Annotated in this window: 19 protein-coding genes and 1 rRNA gene; 18 read left to right on the plus strand and 2 right to left on the minus strand. The window is 31.4% G+C overall.

Annotated features, from left to right (window positions below; genetic code table 11):
* Positions 1-27 precede the first annotated feature (27 nt).
* The 8 genes from O0R46_RS00640 to ftsH all read left to right on the plus strand — a co-directional run bounded on the left by O0R46_RS00640 (position 28) and on the right by ftsH (position 7,151).
* Positions 28-522: an SEC-C metal-binding domain-containing protein gene (locus O0R46_RS00640; protein ID WP_269311690.1), complete on the plus strand. Its 495-nt coding sequence runs from the start codon at positions 28-30 to the stop codon at positions 520-522.
* A gap of 110 nt (positions 523-632) precedes the next feature.
* On the plus strand, positions 633-890 hold the full coding sequence (locus O0R46_RS00645) for a Veg family protein (protein ID WP_269311691.1): 258 nt from the start codon (positions 633-635) through the stop codon (positions 888-890).
* 127 nt (positions 891-1,017) lie between these two features.
* The gene (ispE, locus tag O0R46_RS00650; RefSeq protein WP_269311692.1) at positions 1,018-1,914 is read left to right on the plus strand and encodes a 4-(cytidine 5'-diphospho)-2-C-methyl-D-erythritol kinase; all 897 of its coding nucleotides are present in this window, start codon (positions 1,018-1,020) and stop codon (positions 1,912-1,914) included.
* Positions 1,901-2,578, plus strand: coding sequence for a GntR family transcriptional regulator (locus O0R46_RS00655; protein ID WP_269311693.1), 678 nt, complete (start codon positions 1,901-1,903; stop codon positions 2,576-2,578). Before ispE ends, O0R46_RS00655 begins: the two co-directional genes overlap by 14 nt.
* A 3-nt stretch (positions 2,579-2,581) precedes the next feature.
* Positions 2,582-3,388 carry a glutamate racemase gene (gene murI, locus O0R46_RS00660; protein WP_269311694.1) on the plus strand — a complete coding sequence of 269 codons (807 nt, stop codon included), beginning with the start codon at positions 2,582-2,584 and terminating at the stop codon, positions 3,386-3,388.
* A gap of 24 nt (positions 3,389-3,412) precedes the next feature.
* Positions 3,413-3,841 (plus strand): YwiB family protein, encoded by a 429-nt coding sequence (locus O0R46_RS00665; RefSeq protein ID WP_269311695.1) that lies wholly within the window; start codon positions 3,413-3,415, stop codon positions 3,839-3,841.
* Positions 3,828-5,219: a tRNA lysidine(34) synthetase TilS gene (gene tilS, locus O0R46_RS00670; RefSeq protein ID WP_269311696.1), complete on the plus strand. Its 1,392-nt coding sequence runs from the start codon at positions 3,828-3,830 to the stop codon at positions 5,217-5,219. Before O0R46_RS00665 ends, tilS begins: the two co-directional genes overlap by 14 nt.
* A gap of 18 nt (positions 5,220-5,237) precedes the next feature.
* Positions 5,238-7,151 (plus strand): ATP-dependent zinc metalloprotease FtsH, encoded by a 1,914-nt coding sequence (ftsH, locus tag O0R46_RS00675; RefSeq protein WP_269311697.1) that lies wholly within the window; start codon positions 5,238-5,240, stop codon positions 7,149-7,151.
* A 56-nt stretch (positions 7,152-7,207) separates the two neighbouring features.
* On the opposite strand, the gene O0R46_RS00680 is transcribed toward ftsH, so the two are convergent.
* Positions 7,208-8,191, minus strand: a complete 984-nt coding sequence (locus tag O0R46_RS00680) for a biotin--[acetyl-CoA-carboxylase] ligase (protein ID WP_269311698.1) — start codon at positions 8,189-8,191, stop codon at positions 7,208-7,210.
* 285 nt (positions 8,192-8,476) lie between these two features.
* On the opposite strand from O0R46_RS00680, the gene O0R46_RS00685 reads away from it, so the two are divergent.
* The 9 genes from O0R46_RS00685 to O0R46_RS00725 all read left to right on the plus strand — a co-directional run bounded on the left by O0R46_RS00685 (position 8,477) and on the right by O0R46_RS00725 (position 16,323).
* The gene (locus O0R46_RS00685; protein WP_269311699.1) at positions 8,477-9,244 is read left to right on the plus strand and encodes a type III pantothenate kinase; all 768 of its coding nucleotides are present in this window, start codon (positions 8,477-8,479) and stop codon (positions 9,242-9,244) included.
* Positions 9,245-9,273: 29 nt separating this feature from the next.
* Complete coding sequence (gene dusB / locus O0R46_RS00690; protein WP_269311700.1) at positions 9,274-10,233, plus strand: tRNA dihydrouridine synthase DusB; 960 nt, start codon at positions 9,274-9,276, stop codon at positions 10,231-10,233.
* A gap of 136 nt (positions 10,234-10,369) precedes the next feature.
* Positions 10,370-10,849: a transcription elongation factor GreA gene (gene greA, locus O0R46_RS00695; protein WP_269311701.1), complete on the plus strand. Its 480-nt coding sequence runs from the start codon at positions 10,370-10,372 to the stop codon at positions 10,847-10,849.
* A gap of 36 nt (positions 10,850-10,885) precedes the next feature.
* The gene (gene lysS / locus O0R46_RS00700; protein ID WP_269311702.1) at positions 10,886-12,802 is read left to right on the plus strand and encodes a lysine--tRNA ligase; all 1,917 of its coding nucleotides are present in this window, start codon (positions 10,886-10,888) and stop codon (positions 12,800-12,802) included.
* A gap of 149 nt (positions 12,803-12,951) precedes the next feature.
* The gene (locus tag O0R46_RS00705; RefSeq protein ID WP_269311703.1) at positions 12,952-13,692 is read left to right on the plus strand and encodes an NAD-dependent protein deacylase; all 741 of its coding nucleotides are present in this window, start codon (positions 12,952-12,954) and stop codon (positions 13,690-13,692) included.
* 271 nt (positions 13,693-13,963) lie between these two features.
* The gene (locus O0R46_RS00710; protein ID WP_269311704.1) at positions 13,964-14,680 is read left to right on the plus strand and encodes a ferric reductase-like transmembrane domain-containing protein; all 717 of its coding nucleotides are present in this window, start codon (positions 13,964-13,966) and stop codon (positions 14,678-14,680) included.
* Between the two features lie 14 nt (positions 14,681-14,694).
* Complete coding sequence (locus tag O0R46_RS00715) at positions 14,695-15,093, plus strand: FMN-binding protein (RefSeq protein ID WP_269311705.1); 399 nt, start codon at positions 14,695-14,697, stop codon at positions 15,091-15,093.
* Positions 15,094-15,160: 67 nt separating this feature from the next.
* Positions 15,161-16,099 carry an FMN-binding protein gene (locus tag O0R46_RS00720; protein WP_269311706.1) on the plus strand — a complete coding sequence of 313 codons (939 nt, stop codon included), beginning with the start codon at positions 15,161-15,163 and terminating at the stop codon, positions 16,097-16,099.
* A 32-nt stretch (positions 16,100-16,131) separates the two neighbouring features.
* A complete protein-coding gene (locus tag O0R46_RS00725; RefSeq protein WP_269311707.1) occupies positions 16,132-16,323 on the plus strand; it encodes a cell wall-binding repeat-containing protein in 192 nt (63 codons plus the stop codon).
* 175 nt (positions 16,324-16,498) lie between these two features.
* On the opposite strand, the gene O0R46_RS00730 is transcribed toward O0R46_RS00725, so the two are convergent.
* Entirely contained in the window at positions 16,499-17,686 is a 1,188-nt protein-coding gene (locus O0R46_RS00730) for a pyridoxal phosphate-dependent aminotransferase (protein ID WP_269311708.1), read from the minus strand.
* A gap of 582 nt (positions 17,687-18,268) precedes the next feature.
* Here O0R46_RS00730 and O0R46_RS00735 point away from each other — a divergent pair.
* Positions 18,269-19,783: ribosomal RNA gene (locus tag O0R46_RS00735) — 16S ribosomal RNA — on the plus strand.
* Positions 19,784-19,851 lie beyond the last annotated feature (68 nt).

Here is a 19,851-nt window from a genome sequence, read left to right on the forward strand (position 1 = left end):
GGTTAGACTAATATACGGAGGGTTAAGATGTTATACGAAAAGTGGAAAGAAGTAAGTGAAAATCATGAAAATGAACAAGAAGAAGTAAAGTTTTGGGAAGAATTTTTAAGGTCTGAAACTAATATTTATATAAATGTATTAAACAACAAAACTCAGATAATAGCAGGAAAAGTTTCTGATTTAGCAGAAAAATATGGAACGAGTACAGTATTTTTCCTAGGATTTTTAGATGGAATTAACGAGAGTATAGAAATGTCTCAAGATCTAGAAAAGATAGAGGAAGATACTCAGATAAATATAAAAATTGACTGGGAAAAACTATACTATAATATGGTAGACGTTGAAGCTCATTGGTTATACAACTTAAAGGGGTGGAATGAAATCTTAGATGCTAATCTTAGAAAGAATATACAAAAGGAACATAATAAGAGTAAAATAGTAGTAAAAGATGATAAAATAGGAAGAAACGACCCATGTCCATGTGGAAGTGGTAAAAAATATAAGAAATGTTGTGGTAAATAAATAAAATAAGTTGACAAAAAGGTTTTCATGTTGTAAAATAATCTGTTAGCATTGACCTAGTTTGATTTCTGTGGTATAATAATGTATACACGGAAAAGGACGGTGATATTTTGGCAACTACAGCGACATTGGACAATATCAGACATACTTTAGAAAAGTATGTGGGAAAGAAGATTTTGCTTAAAGCAAACAAAGGCAGAAAGCAGATCGTTACTAAACAGGGCGTTCTTGAAACAGTATATCCTAGTGTTTTCGTGATCAAAGTTGGTCATGGAGAAGGTGGATATGAAAGAGTAGCTTATAGCTATTCAGATTTATTGACTGAAACAGTAAAAATTAAGGTCTTTAAAAGTAATAAAGTTAGTTAATTAATTGAAATTATATGATTCTAAGCCACCTATTAATAGGTGGCTTTAATTATTTTTACTATATAGGAATTTATGGTATAATTAATATGATATTTTTGTATTATAAATACATTGAACGGAGGAACAAATGAAATCTGTCAGATTAAAAGCTAAGGGTAAGATAAACCTATCTATTGATATAAAGGGCATATTGGAAGATGGTTACCATGATGTAGAGATGATAATGCAGTCAGTAGATATAAATGATAATATAGTAATTAGAAAAACATCAAAGGATTTTAGGTTAGTCTGTTCAAATCCAATAATACCAGTAGATGACAGAAATATTATGTATAAAACTTGGTATTTGATGAAGGAAAAATTCGATTTAAAAGAAAATATTGAAATTTTCCTTGAGAAAAATATACCGATTGCAGCTGGTATGGCAGGTGGTAGTGCTGATTCTGCAGCTGTGTTTGTCGGAGTGAATTACTTATTTAACTTAGGATTATCAGAAGATGAACTAATGAAACTATCTGAATTATTGGGATCAGATATAGCTTTTTGTATACAGGGAGGAACATCCATAGCTGTAGGAAAAGGAACAAGCTTAGAAAAAATTAGTCCCTTGAATGAAAAAATTAAAATTATAGTCTGTAAACCAGATATATTTGTATCTACAAAAAAAGTTTATAACAAATTTGATGAAATGAATTGCCAAGGATATGTATTCAATAGGCCTAATAATAAAAAAATAATAAAAGCTATAGAAATAAATGATATTGAAACATTATCTTATGAGATGAAAAATGTACTTGAAGAAGTCACAAATAAATGGACACACCAAATAGATGATATTCAAGAAATTATGAAATCATATAATGCTCAGCTGACAATGATGAGCGGAAGTGGACCGACTGTTTTTGGTTTTTTTAATGATGAAAGAGATTTAAAAAAATGTAGTAGAGAATTAAGAAAGAAATACACTCAAACTTATATAACTAAACCGACTACAAAGGGGGTTGAAATTTGTGGGAATAAATAGATTAAAATTGGATAATTATAAGCCACTTAGGGATGTAGTATTTGAAAATATTAGAGGGGCCATAATGGAAGGTGTATTAAAACCAGGGGAGAGATTGATGGAGATTCAATTGGCAGAACAACTTGGAGTTAGTAGAACACCGGTCAGAGAAGCCATTAGAAAACTTGAATTAGAAGGGCTAGTGATAATGTTACCTCGTAAAGGTGCTTATGTAGCTGATATGAGCAAAAAAGATTTAATAGATGTATTAGAAGTTAGACTTGGTTTAGAAGGTTTGGCAGCTTATTATGCAGCAGAAAGAATCAGAAAGGATCAAATAGAGACTTTAGAAAAAATTTCTGAGGACCTAGAAAAATATGTAGAGCAAAATGATTTAGAGAATATTTTAAAAATGGATGAATACTTTCATATGTTAATTTTTGACGCTTCAGGGAACAGTAGATTAAAATCAATGATAATATCAGTATGGGAGACTGTATACAGATTTAGAATAAAATATATGTCAGATTATAATTCTGCCGTAAATATTGTAGAAGAACACAAAAAGCTAATAGAGGCTTTAAAGAAAGGAAAGGGAGATCTTGCAGAAAAGCTTGCTAGAGAACATATAGAAAAGGCAGAGCAATTTATGATTGAACAGTTGATGCAAGATAAGACGGTGTAAGTTATGGATAACAGACCAATAGGAGTTTTCGATTCTGGTTTGGGGGGACTAACAGTTCTAAAGGAAATAAATAAATATTTAGAGAACGAAGATACTATTTATTTTGGAGATACAGCAAGAGTACCATATGGACCTAGATCAAAGGAAACTATAATAAAATATACTTTTCAAGCAATAAACTTTTTAATTACTAAAAATGTGAAGGCTATTGTAATAGCTTGCAATACGGCTACAGCAAGAGCATTGTCAGAAGCTAGAATTCAATTCACAATACCAATAGTTGGGGTAATTGAGCCAGGTGCAAAAACAGCAAGTGAATATACAAAGAATAATATAGTAGGAGTAATAGGAACAGCGGGAACAATTAGCTCAAAAGCATATGTAAAGGCTATTAATAGAAGAAATCCAGATATAAAAGTAATAGCGAAGGCCTGTCCACTTTTTGTACCATTAGTAGAAGAAGGGTGGGCAAACAAAGAAATATCATCTGTTGCTGCTCATATGTATTTAGATGAGCTAGTAGAACAGGGGGTGGATTCCATAGTTCTTGGTTGTACCCATTATCCAATTTTAAAGAGAACAATTGGCGAAGCTGTAGGTATGGATGTAAAACTAATAAATCCAGCAAAGGAAACAGCTCTCTATCTGAAGAAAATCTTAGAAGAAAATAATATGGAGACTCAATCAACAATAAAAGGTAAATGTCAGTATTATGTATCTGATATCAATGAGCAATTTGAAGAAGTAGCAAGTGAGTTTTTGAAAAGAGAAATAGAAGGATTGAAAAAAGTAGAAATACATAAATACTAAACAAAAGTAGGGTATGAGGAAATTATGAATGTAAAATTGAAGATTAGGACATCGCAAATTATTAATAAAGAGCAAATTGACACTATTGAAGAAACTTATAGTGGAATTATGATAGAAAAATCTGCTAGTATATTTGTTAAATTTGATGAAATAAGTGGTGAAAATACCAGTAAAGGTCTAATAAAAATATCTGAAGATAGGATTGTAGTCCATAGAAATGGTAATATAAATTCTAAAATGATATTTATTGAAAATCAAATTCATAAAACTATATATGATGCAGGTAGTGCCGTTTTTGATATGGTTATACATACTAAAAAAATAGAAAAAATGATTTGCGATAAAGAAATGAGAATTATACTCCACTACTCACTAAATTTAGATAAGTTAATGGATTCAGAGAATAGAGTTGAGATAATTATTAGCTCGGAGGATTGTAATGATAATAGATAAAGTTGTAAAAACTATTGAAAATAATAATTTAATAGAAAAAAATGACTCTATTATTGTAGCCCTATCTGGAGGGCCAGATTCTGTTTTTTTATTGCATGTTTTGAGTAGACTATCAGAAAGATATAATTTAAGCTTATATGCTGTACATTTAAACCATCAAATAAGAGGTTTAGATGCACATTTGGATGCACTTTATGCATCCAATTTTTGTAATGAGTTGGATATACCTTGTTTTATAAAATCCATAGATGTTCCCCAATACTGTAGAGAGAAAGGTCTAGGTATTGAAGATGGAGCAAGAATTTTAAGATATGAGATATTTGAAGATGTAAGACAAAGGCTTGGTGCAAATAAAATAGCGGTTGGTCATAATAAAAATGATCAAGCGGAAACTATTTTGATGAGACTAATGAGAGGAACTGGTTTAAAGGGATTATGTGGCATTGATTACATAAGAGATTCTAAGATAATTAGACCCATACTTGACATAGATAGGCAGGATATAGAAGAGTATTGCAAGGAATATGAGCTTAATCCTAAGATAGATAAGACTAATTTGGAAGATATATATTCTAGAAATAAGATTAGGCTAAATATACTTCCATATATGAAAAAAGAATTCAACGAAAATATTGTAGATACCCTAGTCAGAATGGGGCATAGCATTAGACAAGACTTGGATTTTATAGACATAGAAGTAGAAAAAAACTATGAAAATTGTGTAAAATTATATAGAAGTGGTGCATATATATTTACCGATTATATGAATGATTTGCATAAATCTATAAAAACAAGAATATTAATAAAAACTATAAAAGAGATAATAGGCAAAGGCAATTCTGTAGGTAAAAAGCATATTGATAATTTGTTAGAATTATTTGAAGAGGATAAATTAAATAAAAAATTAGATTTGCCAAATGGATTAAAAGCAATAAGACATAGAGAATATGTATATATAGGCAAAGATGAAGTAAAAATAAGTAAGAATGATTTTGAATACACAGTTAATATAAAAGATAATTTAAGAGGTCAAGTATATATAGAAGAAATAGATAAAAGCTTCAAATTCAATGTAATCTCTTCACAATATTTTGATAGAGGATTGATAGGAAATAAAAAACAGTATTTGGATTATGATAAATTATCAGAAAATATAAAGTTGAGAAATAGACGTCAAGGTGATAGAATAAAATTGTCAGGCGGAACGAAGAAGATAAAAAACTTTTTTACTGACATGAAAATATCTAATGAAGACAAAGGATCTACACTTATGTTACTTAGTGAAGATATAATTGCAAGTATATGTGGGTATAGAGTAAATGTTGACTATAAAGTAGATGAAAATACAAACAATATACTCGAATTTATAATAGAGTAAACACAAGGAGGGGTTTTATTGAAAAAAATGCTAAGAAATGTTGGCTCGTACTTGGCTATTATTTTAATAATAGCGCTTATATATCAATATATGGGTGGTAGCCAAGAGAAAGTAGAAAATATACCATTTTCTAAGATGTATAGCCAATTAAAAACTGGCCAGATAGGTAGCGTTCATATGGTTGATGATACGTTAATTGAAGGAACATTAAAAGACGGAAAAACAAAGTTTAAATCTTATATTCCAAAAGAAGTAAGAGGAGATAAACTTTCTACAGACCTATTAAATGGAATAGAAAAAAATAACTTGATAATAAATGGTGAAGGAAAACCTACTACTCCTTGGATAGTAGAAATGCTTCCAACTTTAATATTAATATTATTTATGGTATTTGCTTTTTATGTGATGATGAGCCAATCACAAGGCGGTGGCGGAAAGATGATGAATTTTTCAAAATCAAAGGCCAAATTACATAAGTCATCGGATAAAAATAGGGTAGTATTTGATGATGTAGCAGGATTAGAAGAGGAGAAGGATGAATTACAAGAAGTAGTAGATTTCTTGAAATATCCAAAAAGATATATATCGTTAGGAGCAAGAATACCAAAAGGAATATTAATGGTAGGACCTCCAGGTACAGGGAAGACTTATCTTTCTAAGGCAGTAGCAGGAGAAGCGGGTGTACCATTTTTCTCAATAAGTGGATCTGACTTTGTTGAAATGTTTGTAGGTGTAGGAGCATCTAGAGTCAGAGATTTATTTGAACAAGCTAAAAAAGAAGCTCCAGCTATAATATTTATAGATGAGATTGATGCTGTAGGGAGAAAAAGAGGAGCAGGTCTTGGTGGTGGACACGATGAAAGAGAACAGACTCTAAATCAGTTGTTGGTTGAAATGGATGGTTTTGGTATAAATCAAGGTATAATAATAATGGCTGCTACAAATAGGCCAGATATACTAGATCCAGCTCTGCTTAGGCCAGGACGTTTTGATAGACAGGTAGTAGTAGGAACACCTGATGTTAGAGGTAGAGAAGCAATATTTAAAGTTCATTCAAGAAATAAACCTCTAGCTGATGATGTTAACTTAGCCACATTAGCTAAATCTACTGCAGGATTCACTCCAGCTGATATAGAAAATATAATGAATGAAGCAGCAATACTAACAGCTAGAAATAAAAAAGATAAGTTGGATATGAAGACCATTGAAGAAGCTATAACTAAAACAGTAGTAGGTGTAGCTAAGAAATCTAAGGTTATAAGTGAAAAAGAAAAAATACTTACAGCTTACCATGAAGGTGGTCATGCAGTATGCGCACATGTACTAGATTTAATGGATCCAGTTCATCAGGTTACAATTATACCAAGAGGTATGGCTGGTGGATTTACTATGCAGTTGCCAACGGAGGATAAATATTATTCAACTAAGGGTGAAATGATGCAAGAATTGATAGTTCTATTAGCGGGAAGAGTATCTGAGGAAATAAATCTTGATGATATATCTACAGGAGCATCAAATGACCTTGAGAGAGTAACTAAATTAGCTAGAAATATGGTGGCAAAATATGGAATGAGTGAGAAACTTGGTCCTCTTAACTTCTCATCTTCTGATGAAGTATTTTTAGGAAATAGTTTTGGTCATACAAAGGAATACTCGGAAGGTGTAGCTTCAGAAATAGATACTGAAGTTAGAAGAATAGTAGTTGACGCATACGAAAAAACTAGAAAAATTTTACTAGAAAATCAAGATCGTGTAGACTATATAGCAAAGGCTCTACTTGAATATGAAACTTTAAATGACAAAGAATTTAAGGATGCATATGATATGGTTCTCCCTTTAAAGGCCGAGACTATCATGGAGGCACAAGAAGTAAAAGAAGAGATAGAAGAAATAAAAGATAGTGTAAAAAATATAGATAATAAAGAAATATAGCTAATACAAAAATCCAACTATACATTTAGTATAGTTGGATTTTTAATTTTAAAAATTTATATATATGAATCAAGTCCTCTAATTGAAATTTCACCAGTATATATTGTATCTATTTTTCCGTTTTCATATCTTATAAGTAAATTTGCATTGTCATCAATATCAATTGCATGAACTTTTGTTTTTTTGTCTTTATTTATTATATATATATCTTTACCTATGACAGCAGAGTTGTTTCTTAGTAAATCCAAACATGGTTTAAAATTATAGTTTAAAAATTCATTATAGAAATACTCAAATTCCTTTAGAAATTCTACTAATAAATCAACTTTATTTATAGTGTATCCTTCGTTCAAAAGTGAGCTTGCAATTGATTGTATTGTTTTATCAAATGATTTTGCCTTTAGATTTATGCCAATTCCAACTACTATGTATGAAATTTTATCTATTTCTGCCACCATTTCAGTCAAAATACCACATATTTTTTTTGAATTTAAAATAATATCATTTGGCCACTTGATTGTAGCACTTATTCCTAGATTCTTGAGAGCTTTAATTATAGATGCACCTGCCACTTGTGTAATAAAATTAGCCTTTATAATGGGGATATCTGGTTTGAGTATCAGAGAAAAATATAAACCCTCATCATGTTTTGATATCCATGTCTTCCCAATACGACCTCTTCCCTTAGTTTGCTCATCAGAAACTATCAAAGTTCCCTCTCTTGACTTATCGGCGATTTTCTTTGCCTGTGAATTTGTCGAATCTATAGTTTCAAAGTAATGTATATTACGACCTATATATTTAGTATTTAGTTTTTGTAATAATTCATATTGTAAAAAGTTTTTTTCAGGGGTAGATAATAATTTGTATCCACTTCCATTTTTTGACTCTATTATAAAACCTTCTTTTTTTAGGCTGTTAATGTGTTTCCATACAGATGCTCTAGATATATTAAGTCTCTCAGAAATGCTTTCTCCAGACATATATGTATCTCTATTATTTAATAGTATTTCTGCAATTAAATCTTTTGTATTATTCATCATACTGCTCCTGTTTTTATTATTAAAATTAAATAATTTCTTTACACTTATTCTAGCATAAAAAAAATATAATTTCACTAAGTTAATAGTATAGTGGAATTCTTTAAATATTATAATAATGTTCATATTTCTTGATAATATGATATAAGGGTGATAAAATAGTACTGTTAAGCATAAGTTAAAAGTTAATTAAAAGGAAATTTTTAATTATATATAATATAGATAAAAACTCAATGATAGTGTCATTGGGCCAACAGATAATGGTAATGAGAGGAAAATAATAATATGTTATTAGTATTCGATGTAGGAAACACAAATATGGTACTAGGTGTCTATGATGGCAAAAATTTGGTTAGAGATTGGCGTATAAATACAGCACTTAATCAGACATCAGATGAATATGGGGTATTGATCAAGAGTTTATTTGATGCTAGTAATCTCAGTTTAGACAAGGTAGATGCAATAATTATATCTTCAGTAGTGCCTGCTGTAATGCACTCACTAGAAAACTTCTGTATGAAATATTGTGATATAGAGCCATTAGTAGTAGGACCTGGAATCAAGACTGGCTTGAATATTAAGTATGATGATCCTAAAATGGTAGGAGCAGATAGAATAGTAAATGCAGTAGCTGCTATACAAAAGTATGGAAGTCCATTGATAGTAATTGATTTTGGAACAGCAACTACATATTGTGCAATTTCTGGAAAAGGAGAATATCTTGGAGGAGTAATAGCACCTGGACTTAAAATATCAAGCGAAGCCTTATTTCAGAAAGCGTCAAAATTACCGAGAGTAGAAATTGTGAAACCTGAAAATATAATATGCAAGGATACAATATCCTCAATTCAAGCAGGTTTAGTATATGGATATGCTGGTCAATGCGAAAAAATTGTTGGCTTGATGAAAGAGGAGTTGGGTAAGAATGAAACGACAGTTATAGGAACAGGAGGTTTGGCTAATATGATATCATCAGAAACTGATGTTATAGATGTAGTCGACTCTAATCTAACCTTAGAAGGACTTAGAATTATCTACGAAAAGAACTGTTAAATTCTTAAAAATGGAAAGTTGAGATATAAATGAAGTTTAGAGATTTTGAAGTAAAAAATGAAGTATTTTTAGCTCCAATGGCTGGAGTTACAGATTTGCCTTTTAGACTGATATGTAAGGAGCATGGATGTGGTTTATTATATACAGAAATGATAAACGCAAAGGCCCTTTGTTATAATGACGAAAATACAAAAAAAATGTTGAACATAGCAGATGAAGAATTGCCAGTAGCAGTACAAATATTTGGCAGTGAACCAGAGTATATGGCAAGAGCTACTGAGATTTTAAATGAATATCCTAATGAAGTCTTGGATATTAATATGGGATGTCCGGCACCAAAGGTTATAAAAAATGGTGATGGGTCAGCTCTTATGAAAAATCCAGAGCAAATAAAGAGAATTTTAGATAAAGTATTAGAAAAGTCAAAAAAATCAGTGACAATAAAAATAAGAAAAGGATGGGATGAAAACTCCGTAAATGCCATTGAGATAGCAAAAATTGCACAAGAAGCAGGCGTAGATGCAATTACAATACATGGAAGAACTAAGGAACAATATTATTCAGGAAAAGCAGATTGGGATATTATTGAACAAATTAAATCAGAAATAAAAATACCTGTAATTGGTAATGGAGACGTAGTTACTATAGGAGATGCTATTGCAATAAAAGAAAAAACAAAATGTGATGCTATTATGATTGGTAGGGGAGCTCAAGGAAATCCATGGATTTTTGAAACGATAAATGCCTATATACAAAAAGGCATAATATTAGATCCACCAAGCAAGGAAGAAAAAATTAACGTAGCTATAAAACATTTAAAAATGGCTATAAAAGAGCATGGAGAATATGTTGCCATAAGAGAAATGAGAAAACATATAGGATGGTATTTAAAAGGAATGAAGCATTCAGCTAGATTTAGAGATGAAATAAATCATTTGACTAGTGAAACTGAAGTGATAAAAGCTTTGGAAGAATGTGCAAAAGCTTGACATTCTAGGTTTTTTAGAATATAATATACCGGACACACAATAAATTGTGTATAATTTTCGCACAATTTAAATAGACTTATAAATTATTTTAAATAGCTTATATAAATAAAAGAATTTAAATTTGGAGGTTACGGGCATGGAAGAAAATAAAGAGATAATACTTACTCAAGAAGGTTTTGATAAATTAGAAGAAGAATTAGAAGCATTAAAAACAACAGGTAGAAAAGAAGTAGCAGAGAGATTAAAAGTAGCCATATCATTTGGTGATTTATCTGAAAATGCTGAATATGATGAAGCTAAAAAAGAACAGGCAGCATTGGAAGAAAGAATATTAAAGCTAGAAAATATGGTAAGAGTAGCCATAATAATTGATGAAAGTAATGTAGATCTTGATATAGTTACTATAGGATCAAAGGTTACTATATATGATAGAGATTTTGATGAGGAAGTTGATTATGTAATAGTTGGTAGTGCAGAAGCAGATCCATTCGAAGGTAAAATATCTAATGAATCTCCAATAGGTAAAGCTCTTCTAGGTTGCAAAAAGGGTGATGTAGTAGAAGTAAATGTGCCAGATGGAATCACAAAAATCGAGATAAAAGAAATAAATAGATAATTCAAAGCAATTATAAAATATAAATAGGAGGATATAATGGGAAATACTAACCAGGAAAGTCAGGTTGAAAACCTAAGTGAAGTACTACAGGTAAGAAGAGATAAGCTAAAAAATCTTCAAGAAATAGGAAAAGACCCTTTTAAAATAAGCAAGTATGATGTTACACATCATTCTGATGAAATTAAAAATAACTATGATAAGCTAGAAGGAAAACATGTTTGTATAGCTGGCCGTATAATGACAAAGAGAATAATGGGTAAGGCAGCATTTGCTCATATTCAAGACCAGAATGGTAAAATACAAGTTTATATCAAAAGAGATGATATAGGAACTGATGACTATAAGTTATTCAAGACTTATGATATGGGAGATATAGTAGGAATAGAAGGATTTGTTTTCAAGACAAAGACTGAAGAAGTTTCTGTTCACGCTGAAAAGGTGACCCTATTATCAAAGTCATTACAGGTATTACCAGAAAAATATCATGGATTAAAAGATGTTGATTTAAGATATAGACAAAGATATGTGGATTTAATAGTAAATCCAGAAGTAAAAGAAGCATTCCTTACTAGAACAAAGGCGTTAAAGGCCCTTAGATCTTATTTAGATGATAGAGGATTTTTGGAAGTTGAAACTCCTATTCTAAATACTATTGCTGGGGGAGCTAATGCAAGACCTTTTATTACACACCATAATACTCTTGGAATTCCAATGTATTTAAGAATCGCCAATGAATTATATTTAAAGAGACTAATAGTTGGTGGATTTGATAAGGTTTATGAAATGGGTAGAATGTTCAGAAATGAAGGAATGGACATGAAGCACAATCCAGAATATACAGCCATAGAATTATATCAGGCTTACGCTGACTATAAGGATATGATGGAAATTACTGAAAATGTAATTTCACATATGGCAGAAGTTGCAACAGGTAGTATGAAAGTTAATTATCAGGGGACAGAGATAGACTTTACTCCTCCATGGAAGAGAATGACTATGGAAGAATGTGTAAAAGAATATGCAGGTGTTGACTTTGCAGGGATTAACACAGATGAGGAAGCTTTAGAAGTGGCTAGAGAAAAGGGAATAGAAATAACTCCTGGTATGAGAAGAGGAGAAGTAATAAATGCATTCTTTGAAGAATTTGGTGAAGATAAATTAATACAGCCAACATTCATAACTCATCACCCAGTTGAAGTGTCGCCTCTAGCGAAGAGAAATGTAGATGATCCAAGAAGAACGGATAGATTTGAAGCATTCGCAAATAAGTGGGAATTAGCAAATGCATTCTCTGAACTAAATGATCCAATTGACCAGAGAGGAAGATTTGAAGATCAGGTTAGAAAAAGAGAATTAGGTGATGATGAAGCTTGCGAAATGGATGAAGATTTCTTAAATGCACTAGAAGTAGGTCTACCTCCAACGGGTGGTCTAGGAATTGGTATAGATAGAGTAATAATGTTACTTACAAATTCTACTACTATTAGAGACGTACTATTATTCCCTACAATGAAGCCAATCGGTCATGTAGATGAAAGAGTAGAAGTTGAAGCATCAAATGAGCTAGAAGAAAAAATAGATTTTTCTAAGGTAAAGGTTGAGCCTTTATTTGAAGATATGGTAGACTTTGAAACATTTTCAAAGTCAGATTTGAGAGTTGTAAAGGTCATAGCTTGCGAAGAAGTACCAAAGAGCAAGAAGTTACTTAAGTTCACTTTAAATGATGGTTCTGGAACTCAAAGAACTATTCTAAGTGGAATAAAGGATTATTACTCAGCAGAAGAACTAGTTGGAAAGACTTTAGTTGCAATAACTAACCTGCCTCCTAGAAAAATGATGGGTATAGAATCTTGTGGTATGATAATATCAGCTGTACATAAGGAAGAAGATGAAGAAAGATTAAATCTTCTAATGTTAAGCAATAGAATACCAGCAGGAGCAAAACTTTATTAAGAGTATAAAATTAAAATAAGTAAGTTTAAAATTAGTTTTTAGTTTAAAAGTAAGGAACACAAATATGATAATTCATAAATGTGTTCTTTTTTACCGAAAATATATTAAATAGTTTATATTGAATAAAATTAAAATGGTAGGTGATAATTATGGAAGATTTGATTAAAAAATTCAGTGAATATATCGAAGAATCACATAATATAGTATTTTTCGGAGGAGCGGGAGTATCTACAGAGAGTGGCATTCCAGATTTTAGAAGCAAAGATGGTTTATATAATCAGAAAGATATTAAATTTGATAAATATCCTCCCGAATATTTACTTAGCCATACATGTCTGGTAAAAGAGCCAAAGGTATTTTTTGAATTTTATAGGCAAAAAATGGATGCAAGAAATATTCAGCCAAATGCAGCCCACTTTGCCCTTGCCGAACTGGAAAAACTTGGAAAATTAAAATCTATTATCACTCAAAATATTGATGGTTTGCATCAAAAAGCAGGAAGTAATATTGTCTATGAAATACATGGAACAACAAAAGAAAACTATTGTGATAAATGTAATAAGAAGTATCCATCAGACTATATATTTGATTCAAAGGAAAGTATACCTCAATGTGAATGTGGAGGTATTGTTCGTCCAAAAGTAACATTATATGAGGAAGGTCTTCCAGAAGATGCCGTAAGTAATGCGATATCTGCTATTAGAAAAGCGGATATGCTTATTGTTGCGGGAACTTCATTACAAGTATATCCTGCAGCATCTTATGTTCATAATTTTACTGGCAAACACTTAGTTGTTATCAACAAAGAACCAATAAACGTAAAATTAGATAATAAAAAAGATATATTTATACAGGGATCTGTAGGAGAAATTTTAAGGAATATTATTTAGCAATAAAAATATTTATATTTAATATGATGAAAGATAAATATAAGAAATATTTATTTAATTGAAAATAAGATAATTGATAATCATTAAAATGGAGATACTTAAATGTATCTTCTTTTTTTATTAAAATATTTGAAAATACTAGTTTATATTGACAAGGGAATTAAATTAAATAATATTTATTGATTGACATTATCAAATGATTATGATATTCTAATTTATGAAAATGGATATCATTCGATAAATAATTCCAGATTTAGAAAAGGGGAGATTGGTGAACATAATAATTTCTTTATTTATTGCTGTTGGATTATCTTATTTATTCAGCAATCAAATAAAAAAGTATAACAAATATATTTATATTTGGGTGGCAACACTGTCTATGATGGCAATTATACATGCTATATTAATTTTAAATTCTTATTCAATTCATTATGTGAGTGTTCTTAAGTGGTTGATGAAAGCAATAGACTCTGGAGCGATGGGCGGAGCTTTTTTTATATTGGTAATGTATATGGGAGTATTTGATATGAGGATGATATATGCTAGAAAATTAAGGACTATAAGAGCTGAACTATCAATAATTGCTTGTATAATTACTATACCACATAACATTCATTATTTATTTGCATTCATATTGAATATGAAAAATATTGTAAGTGGAAGAGATATTTCACTTTGGCTTAATTTAATGATGTTTGCATCGGGAATATTTGCTATAGGAATTATGATTCCATTATTCATTACTTCTTTTACTCTTATTAGAAAAAAGATGAATGGTAAAGCGTGGAAGAATCTGCAAGAATTTGCCTATATATTTTATGCCATGATTTTTGTGCAGATAATAATGGTTTATTTAAGTAAGCCATCTAGTTTAGCAAGAAACTTAAATCTTATTTTCTATATATTGCTTTTTAGTACTTATACAGTATTAAAATTGAAGATTATTTTGGAGAAGAGAAGAAATAGAGCTTTAGTGCAGAGTAGATGAGTTTGGGGGGTTCAGTGAGAATAAAAAAAGAGTTAATAGTTACAATTTGTGCCAGCTTGTTAATAATAATTTTAGTAAGTATAGGATCATCTATAGATAAAATAAGTACAACAGCTAGGAATAACAAAGCAGAAGAGAAGGTACATAAACAGGATAGATATGAACTAAAAAATAAAAATTGCAATGATGTGAAAAAGGATTCCTCTATTAATGATAACGTCTCAAAAAAATCTAATACACAAGCTAACATAGCTAGTTATGATGGTATATCTAAGGGATTTAAGGGAGACATTAAAGTTAGAGTAAAAGTGGATAGTGGAAAAATTTCTGATATAGAAATTTTAGAATCTAGCGACGATGAGGAATATTTTAATAATGCTAAGAATCTAATAGGAGATATCATACACAAATAATAAAAGTGAGACTAGTAATGATAGATATAAAATAGAAAATGATAAATTAAAAAAGCAAATAGCAGAATTGATAAATTATAATTCTAAAGTAGATAGGAGTAAGATAAGAGATGGCATATACGAAGGTGTCGGCTTAGGTTATGAAAATAGGCAAACAAAAGTAAAGGTTAGAATAGAAAAGCAAAAAATAACGAATATAGATATAGTTTCTACTGGTGACGATGAGCCGTTTTTCTCAAATGCAAAATCAAAAGTTATTAATAGCATAATTGAAAAAAATAGTCCTGCAGTAGATATAGTAAGCAGAGCTACCTTTAGTAGCAATGGAATTAAATCAGCAGTAAAGAATGCCTTAGAAAAAGCGAGTAATCAAACTTCAGCAGATTCTTCATACACTAATAACTTAGAAGAAAGAATAAGGAAGCTAGAAAAAGAATTACATGAAACAAAAGAAAAATTGAATAAGAAAAATGAGGAAATAAAAAAAATAGAGATTGAAAAAAACAATATTAAAACAGAAGATAATTCTACATCAAAGAATGAGTTTGTTTTACCTGAAAGCAAAAAAAATGGAACATTTATAGGTAAATCAAAGGGGCATAAGGGCAAGGACATTTTAGTTGAAGTGACGACTAAAAATGGGAAAATAGAAGAGATAAATGTAAAAGAAATATCTGATGATATGAGTTTTATTAATAAATCTATGGCCGTAAAAGATTCATTGTTAAATAATAATTATAACATGACCCTTGAAGCTTTTAGAGAGTTTGGAGATTTGAGTTATAAAATTGAGAATAAAAAAATTAATGAACTTCCAGAGTATATAAAAAGTCGAGTCAAAGAACTTAGTTATCCACTTGACACAAAAGAAACAAATCCAGTATTCACTAGTGAAATAAGCAAAATAATAAGAGAGTATTGGAAATATATTAATAATGAGAATTACATAAGAGAGATTGATGTAACTGCTTCAGCAACTAGAAGCGCAGCAGGCATAATGAACTAGTCGTAACTAGTGGTGTTAACTATGAAGATGCATTGTCAGTATCTCCTTATACTATTAAGAAAAATGCCAATCTACTGTTGGTAAATGAAACTGAAGGCTTGGACGGAATCAACAAGCATATAAAAAATATAAAGCCAAATAAAGTTACAATAATTGGTGGATATAAATCTATATCAAATAGTGTTAAAAAGAATTTAAAGAAGACTTTATTGAAAATTAAATAGTAGAATTTTCAATAACAGTAAAGATATTAGATTTTAAGTTTTTAAATTTTAATTTATAGAATAGTTTTGAATTGTGCTAGATATATAGTATTAAAAAAATAAAAAAGAATCTCTGAATAAGAGATTCTTTTTTTATATTTATTATATAATTTGAATTATAAAATGTTATAGTTAGTTATTGTTGTATGTAAGGGTTAATAAAATCTTCTAATTTATTAACCCCATCTAAAAATTCATCTTCATGGCAAGCGTAAGATATTCTTACATATTCATCTATTCCAAAGGCTTTGCCAGGTACAAGAGCGACTCTTTTTTCATTCAAAAAGTCTTCACAGAATTTTATAGAGAAACTTTCATCATAGTTGTAGTTTTTCTTAACGTTAGATAAATCAACAAAAATATAAAATGCTCCTAATGGTTTTACATAGGAAATTCCTTTAATTTTATCTAATCTATTAGTTATTATTTCATATCTTCTTTTATATGTTTCTACCATATTATCCATGTCATCTTGGCATTCCTTAAGAACCCCCAATCCAATATATTGAGCAGTAAGTGATGGATGAGAAACAACATGGCTTTGTATAGAAGACATAGCTTTTGCTATTTCAGTGTTAGAAGCCGTATAGCCAAGTCTAATACCAGTCATAGCTGCACACTTAGCAAATCCGTTAACAGTAATAGTGATATCTTTTATCTCGGGGCTAAGAGATGCTACGGAAATAAAGCTATTATCAAAATGAATTTTTTCGTAAATTTCATCAGCCATAATATAAATATTATTTTCTATGCAAACCTTAGCTATTTCTACTAGTTCATCTTTTGTATATACAGCTCCTGTTGGGTTAGAAGGGTTTGTAAGAATTAGCAATTTGGAATTTTCATTTATAGAAGCTAGAAGATCCTCCTTTGTTAGTTTGAAATCATGTTCTTTTTTAGTTTTTATTTCTCTAGGAATGGCATTTGTAACTTTTACCATTTCAGAATAACTTACCCAATAAGGTAATGGAAGTAGAACTTCATCGCCAGGGTCTGTAATGGCAAGTAAAATATTAGTAATAGAATTTTTAGCACCACTAGATAGAACAATTTGGTCAGGAGTGTATTCTATATTATTTTCTTTAGATAACTTTTTGCAAATTTCTTCTCTTAATTCGGTTATACCAGAGACTAAATCATATTTTGTTTTATTATCATCTAATGATTTTTTACCATATTCTTTTGCTTTTTCTGGAACATTAAAGTCAGGCTCTCCTATGCTTAAATTAATTATATTATTACCTTGAGCTTTAAGTTCTTTTACCTTTGAACTAATACCTACCGTAACGGAAGGTGTTATATTTTTTAAACGATTTGATAGCATATTTCCTCCTTAATTATATAAAAATACTAAATACTAAATACTAAATGAATTAATATATATCTAAATGAATTAATGTATATCTAAGTAAGTTTATATATTTATATTATTATACTGTTGTATATAATTTTACCACAAAAGACGAATTTTAAAATCTAAAAACTATAAAAAAACTACAAAAAAAATAAAAATCCGAACAAAAAAAACGTAATTTATAAAAATGTGTACAATAAATAAAAAAGTTTAAAAAAAATAAAAATAATATTGACTTTGGATTATTATGGTGGTATAGTATTACTTGTCCTTAAGAAATGAAAGAAAATAAAAAAAGGACTTAAAGAAAAAAGATAAAATAAATTTGCTAAAAAAATTGACAAATTTAAATATCTTTGCTATAATATAAAAGCTGTTAATACAGCATAAATGAACTTTGAAAATTGAACAGCAGGTTAATTCAATAAGCTTTAAATAGCAAATTGATTAATCGTTTAAACTTGATAAGACAATAGTTTTTCAAGATTTAAACCACAAACAAACCAAGCCAGATATTTTAGAGATAACAATAGTCTGAGCACAGAACAAATTTTTTATGAGAGTTTGATCCTGGCTCAGGATGAACGCTGGCGGCGTGCCTAACACATGCAAGTCGAGCGCGACTTATTGATGCTTGCATCTTTAAGTTGAGCGGCGGACGGGTGAGTAACGCGTGGGTAACCTGCCCTATACACATGGATAACATACTGAAAAGTTTACTAATACATGATAATGTACATTTATGGCATCGTAGATGTATCAAAGTGTTAGCGGTATAGGATGGACCCGCGTCTGATTAGCTAGTTGGTGAGATAACAGCCCACCAAGGCAACGATCAGTAGCCGACCTGAGAGGGTGATCGGCCACATTGGAACTGAGACACGGTCCAAACTCCTACGGGAGGCAGCAGTGGGGAATATTGCACAATGGGCGAAAGCCTGATGCAGCAACGCCGCGTGAACGATGAAGGTCTTCGGATCGTAAAGTTCTGTTGCAGGGGAAGATAATGACGGTACCCTGTGAGGAAGCCCCGGCTAACTACGTGCCAGCAGCCGCGGTAATACGTAGGGGGCTAGCGTTATCCGGATTTACTGGGCGTAAAGGGTGCGTAGGTGGTCTTTCAAGTCAGTGGTTAAAGCCTACGGCTCAACCGTAGTCAGCCTCTGAAACTGGAAGACTTGAGTGCAGGAGAGGAAAGTGGAATTCCCAGTGTAGCGGTGAAATGCGTAGATATTGGGAGGAACACCAGTAGCGAAGGCGGCTTTCTGGACTGCAACTGACACTGAGGCACGAAAGCGTGGGTAGCAAACAGGATTAGATACCCTGGTAGTCCACGCCGTAAACGATGAGTACTAGGTGTCGGGGGTTACCCCCCTCGGTGCCGCAGCTAACGCATTAAGTACTCCGCCTGGGGAGTACGCACGCAAGTGTGAAACTCAAAGGAATTGACGGGGACCCGCACAAGTAGCGGAGCATGTGGTTTAATTCGAAGCAACGCGAAGAACCTTACCTAAGCTTGACATCCTTTAGACCGGTGTTTAATCACACCTTCCCTTCGGGGCTAAAGTGACAGGTGGTGCATGGTTGTCGTCAGCTCGTGTCGTGAGATGTTGGGTTAAGTCCCGCAACGAGCGCAACCCTTGTCTTTAGTTGCCAGCATTTAGTTGGGCACTCTAGAGAGACTGCCAGGGATAACCTGGAGGAAGGTGGGGATGACGTCAAATCATCATGCCCCTTATGCTTAGGGCTACACACGTGCTACAATGGGTGGTACAGAGGGTTGCCAAACCGTGAGGTGGAGCTAATCCCTTAAAGCCATTCTCAGTTCGGATTGTAGGCTGAAACTCGCCTACATGAAGCTGGAGTTACTAGTAATCGCAGATCAGAATGCTGCGGTGAATGCGTTCCCGGGTCTTGTACACACCGCCCGTCACACCATGGGAGTCGGAAACACCCGAAGCCGATTATCCAACCGTAAGGAGGAAATCGTCGAAGGTGGAGTCGATAACTGGGGTGAAGTCGTAACAAGGTAGCCGTATCGGAAGGTGCGGCTGGATCACCTCCTTTCTAAGGAGAATTACCTGCTGTTCAATTTTGAAGGTTCATTTTGAATCTTTAAAATTTAAAAAAATGTT

The organism is Peptostreptococcus equinus, assembly GCF_027125355.1.
In the GTDB taxonomy this organism is placed as follows: domain Bacteria; phylum Bacillota; class Clostridia; order Peptostreptococcales; family Peptostreptococcaceae; genus Peptostreptococcus; species Peptostreptococcus equinus.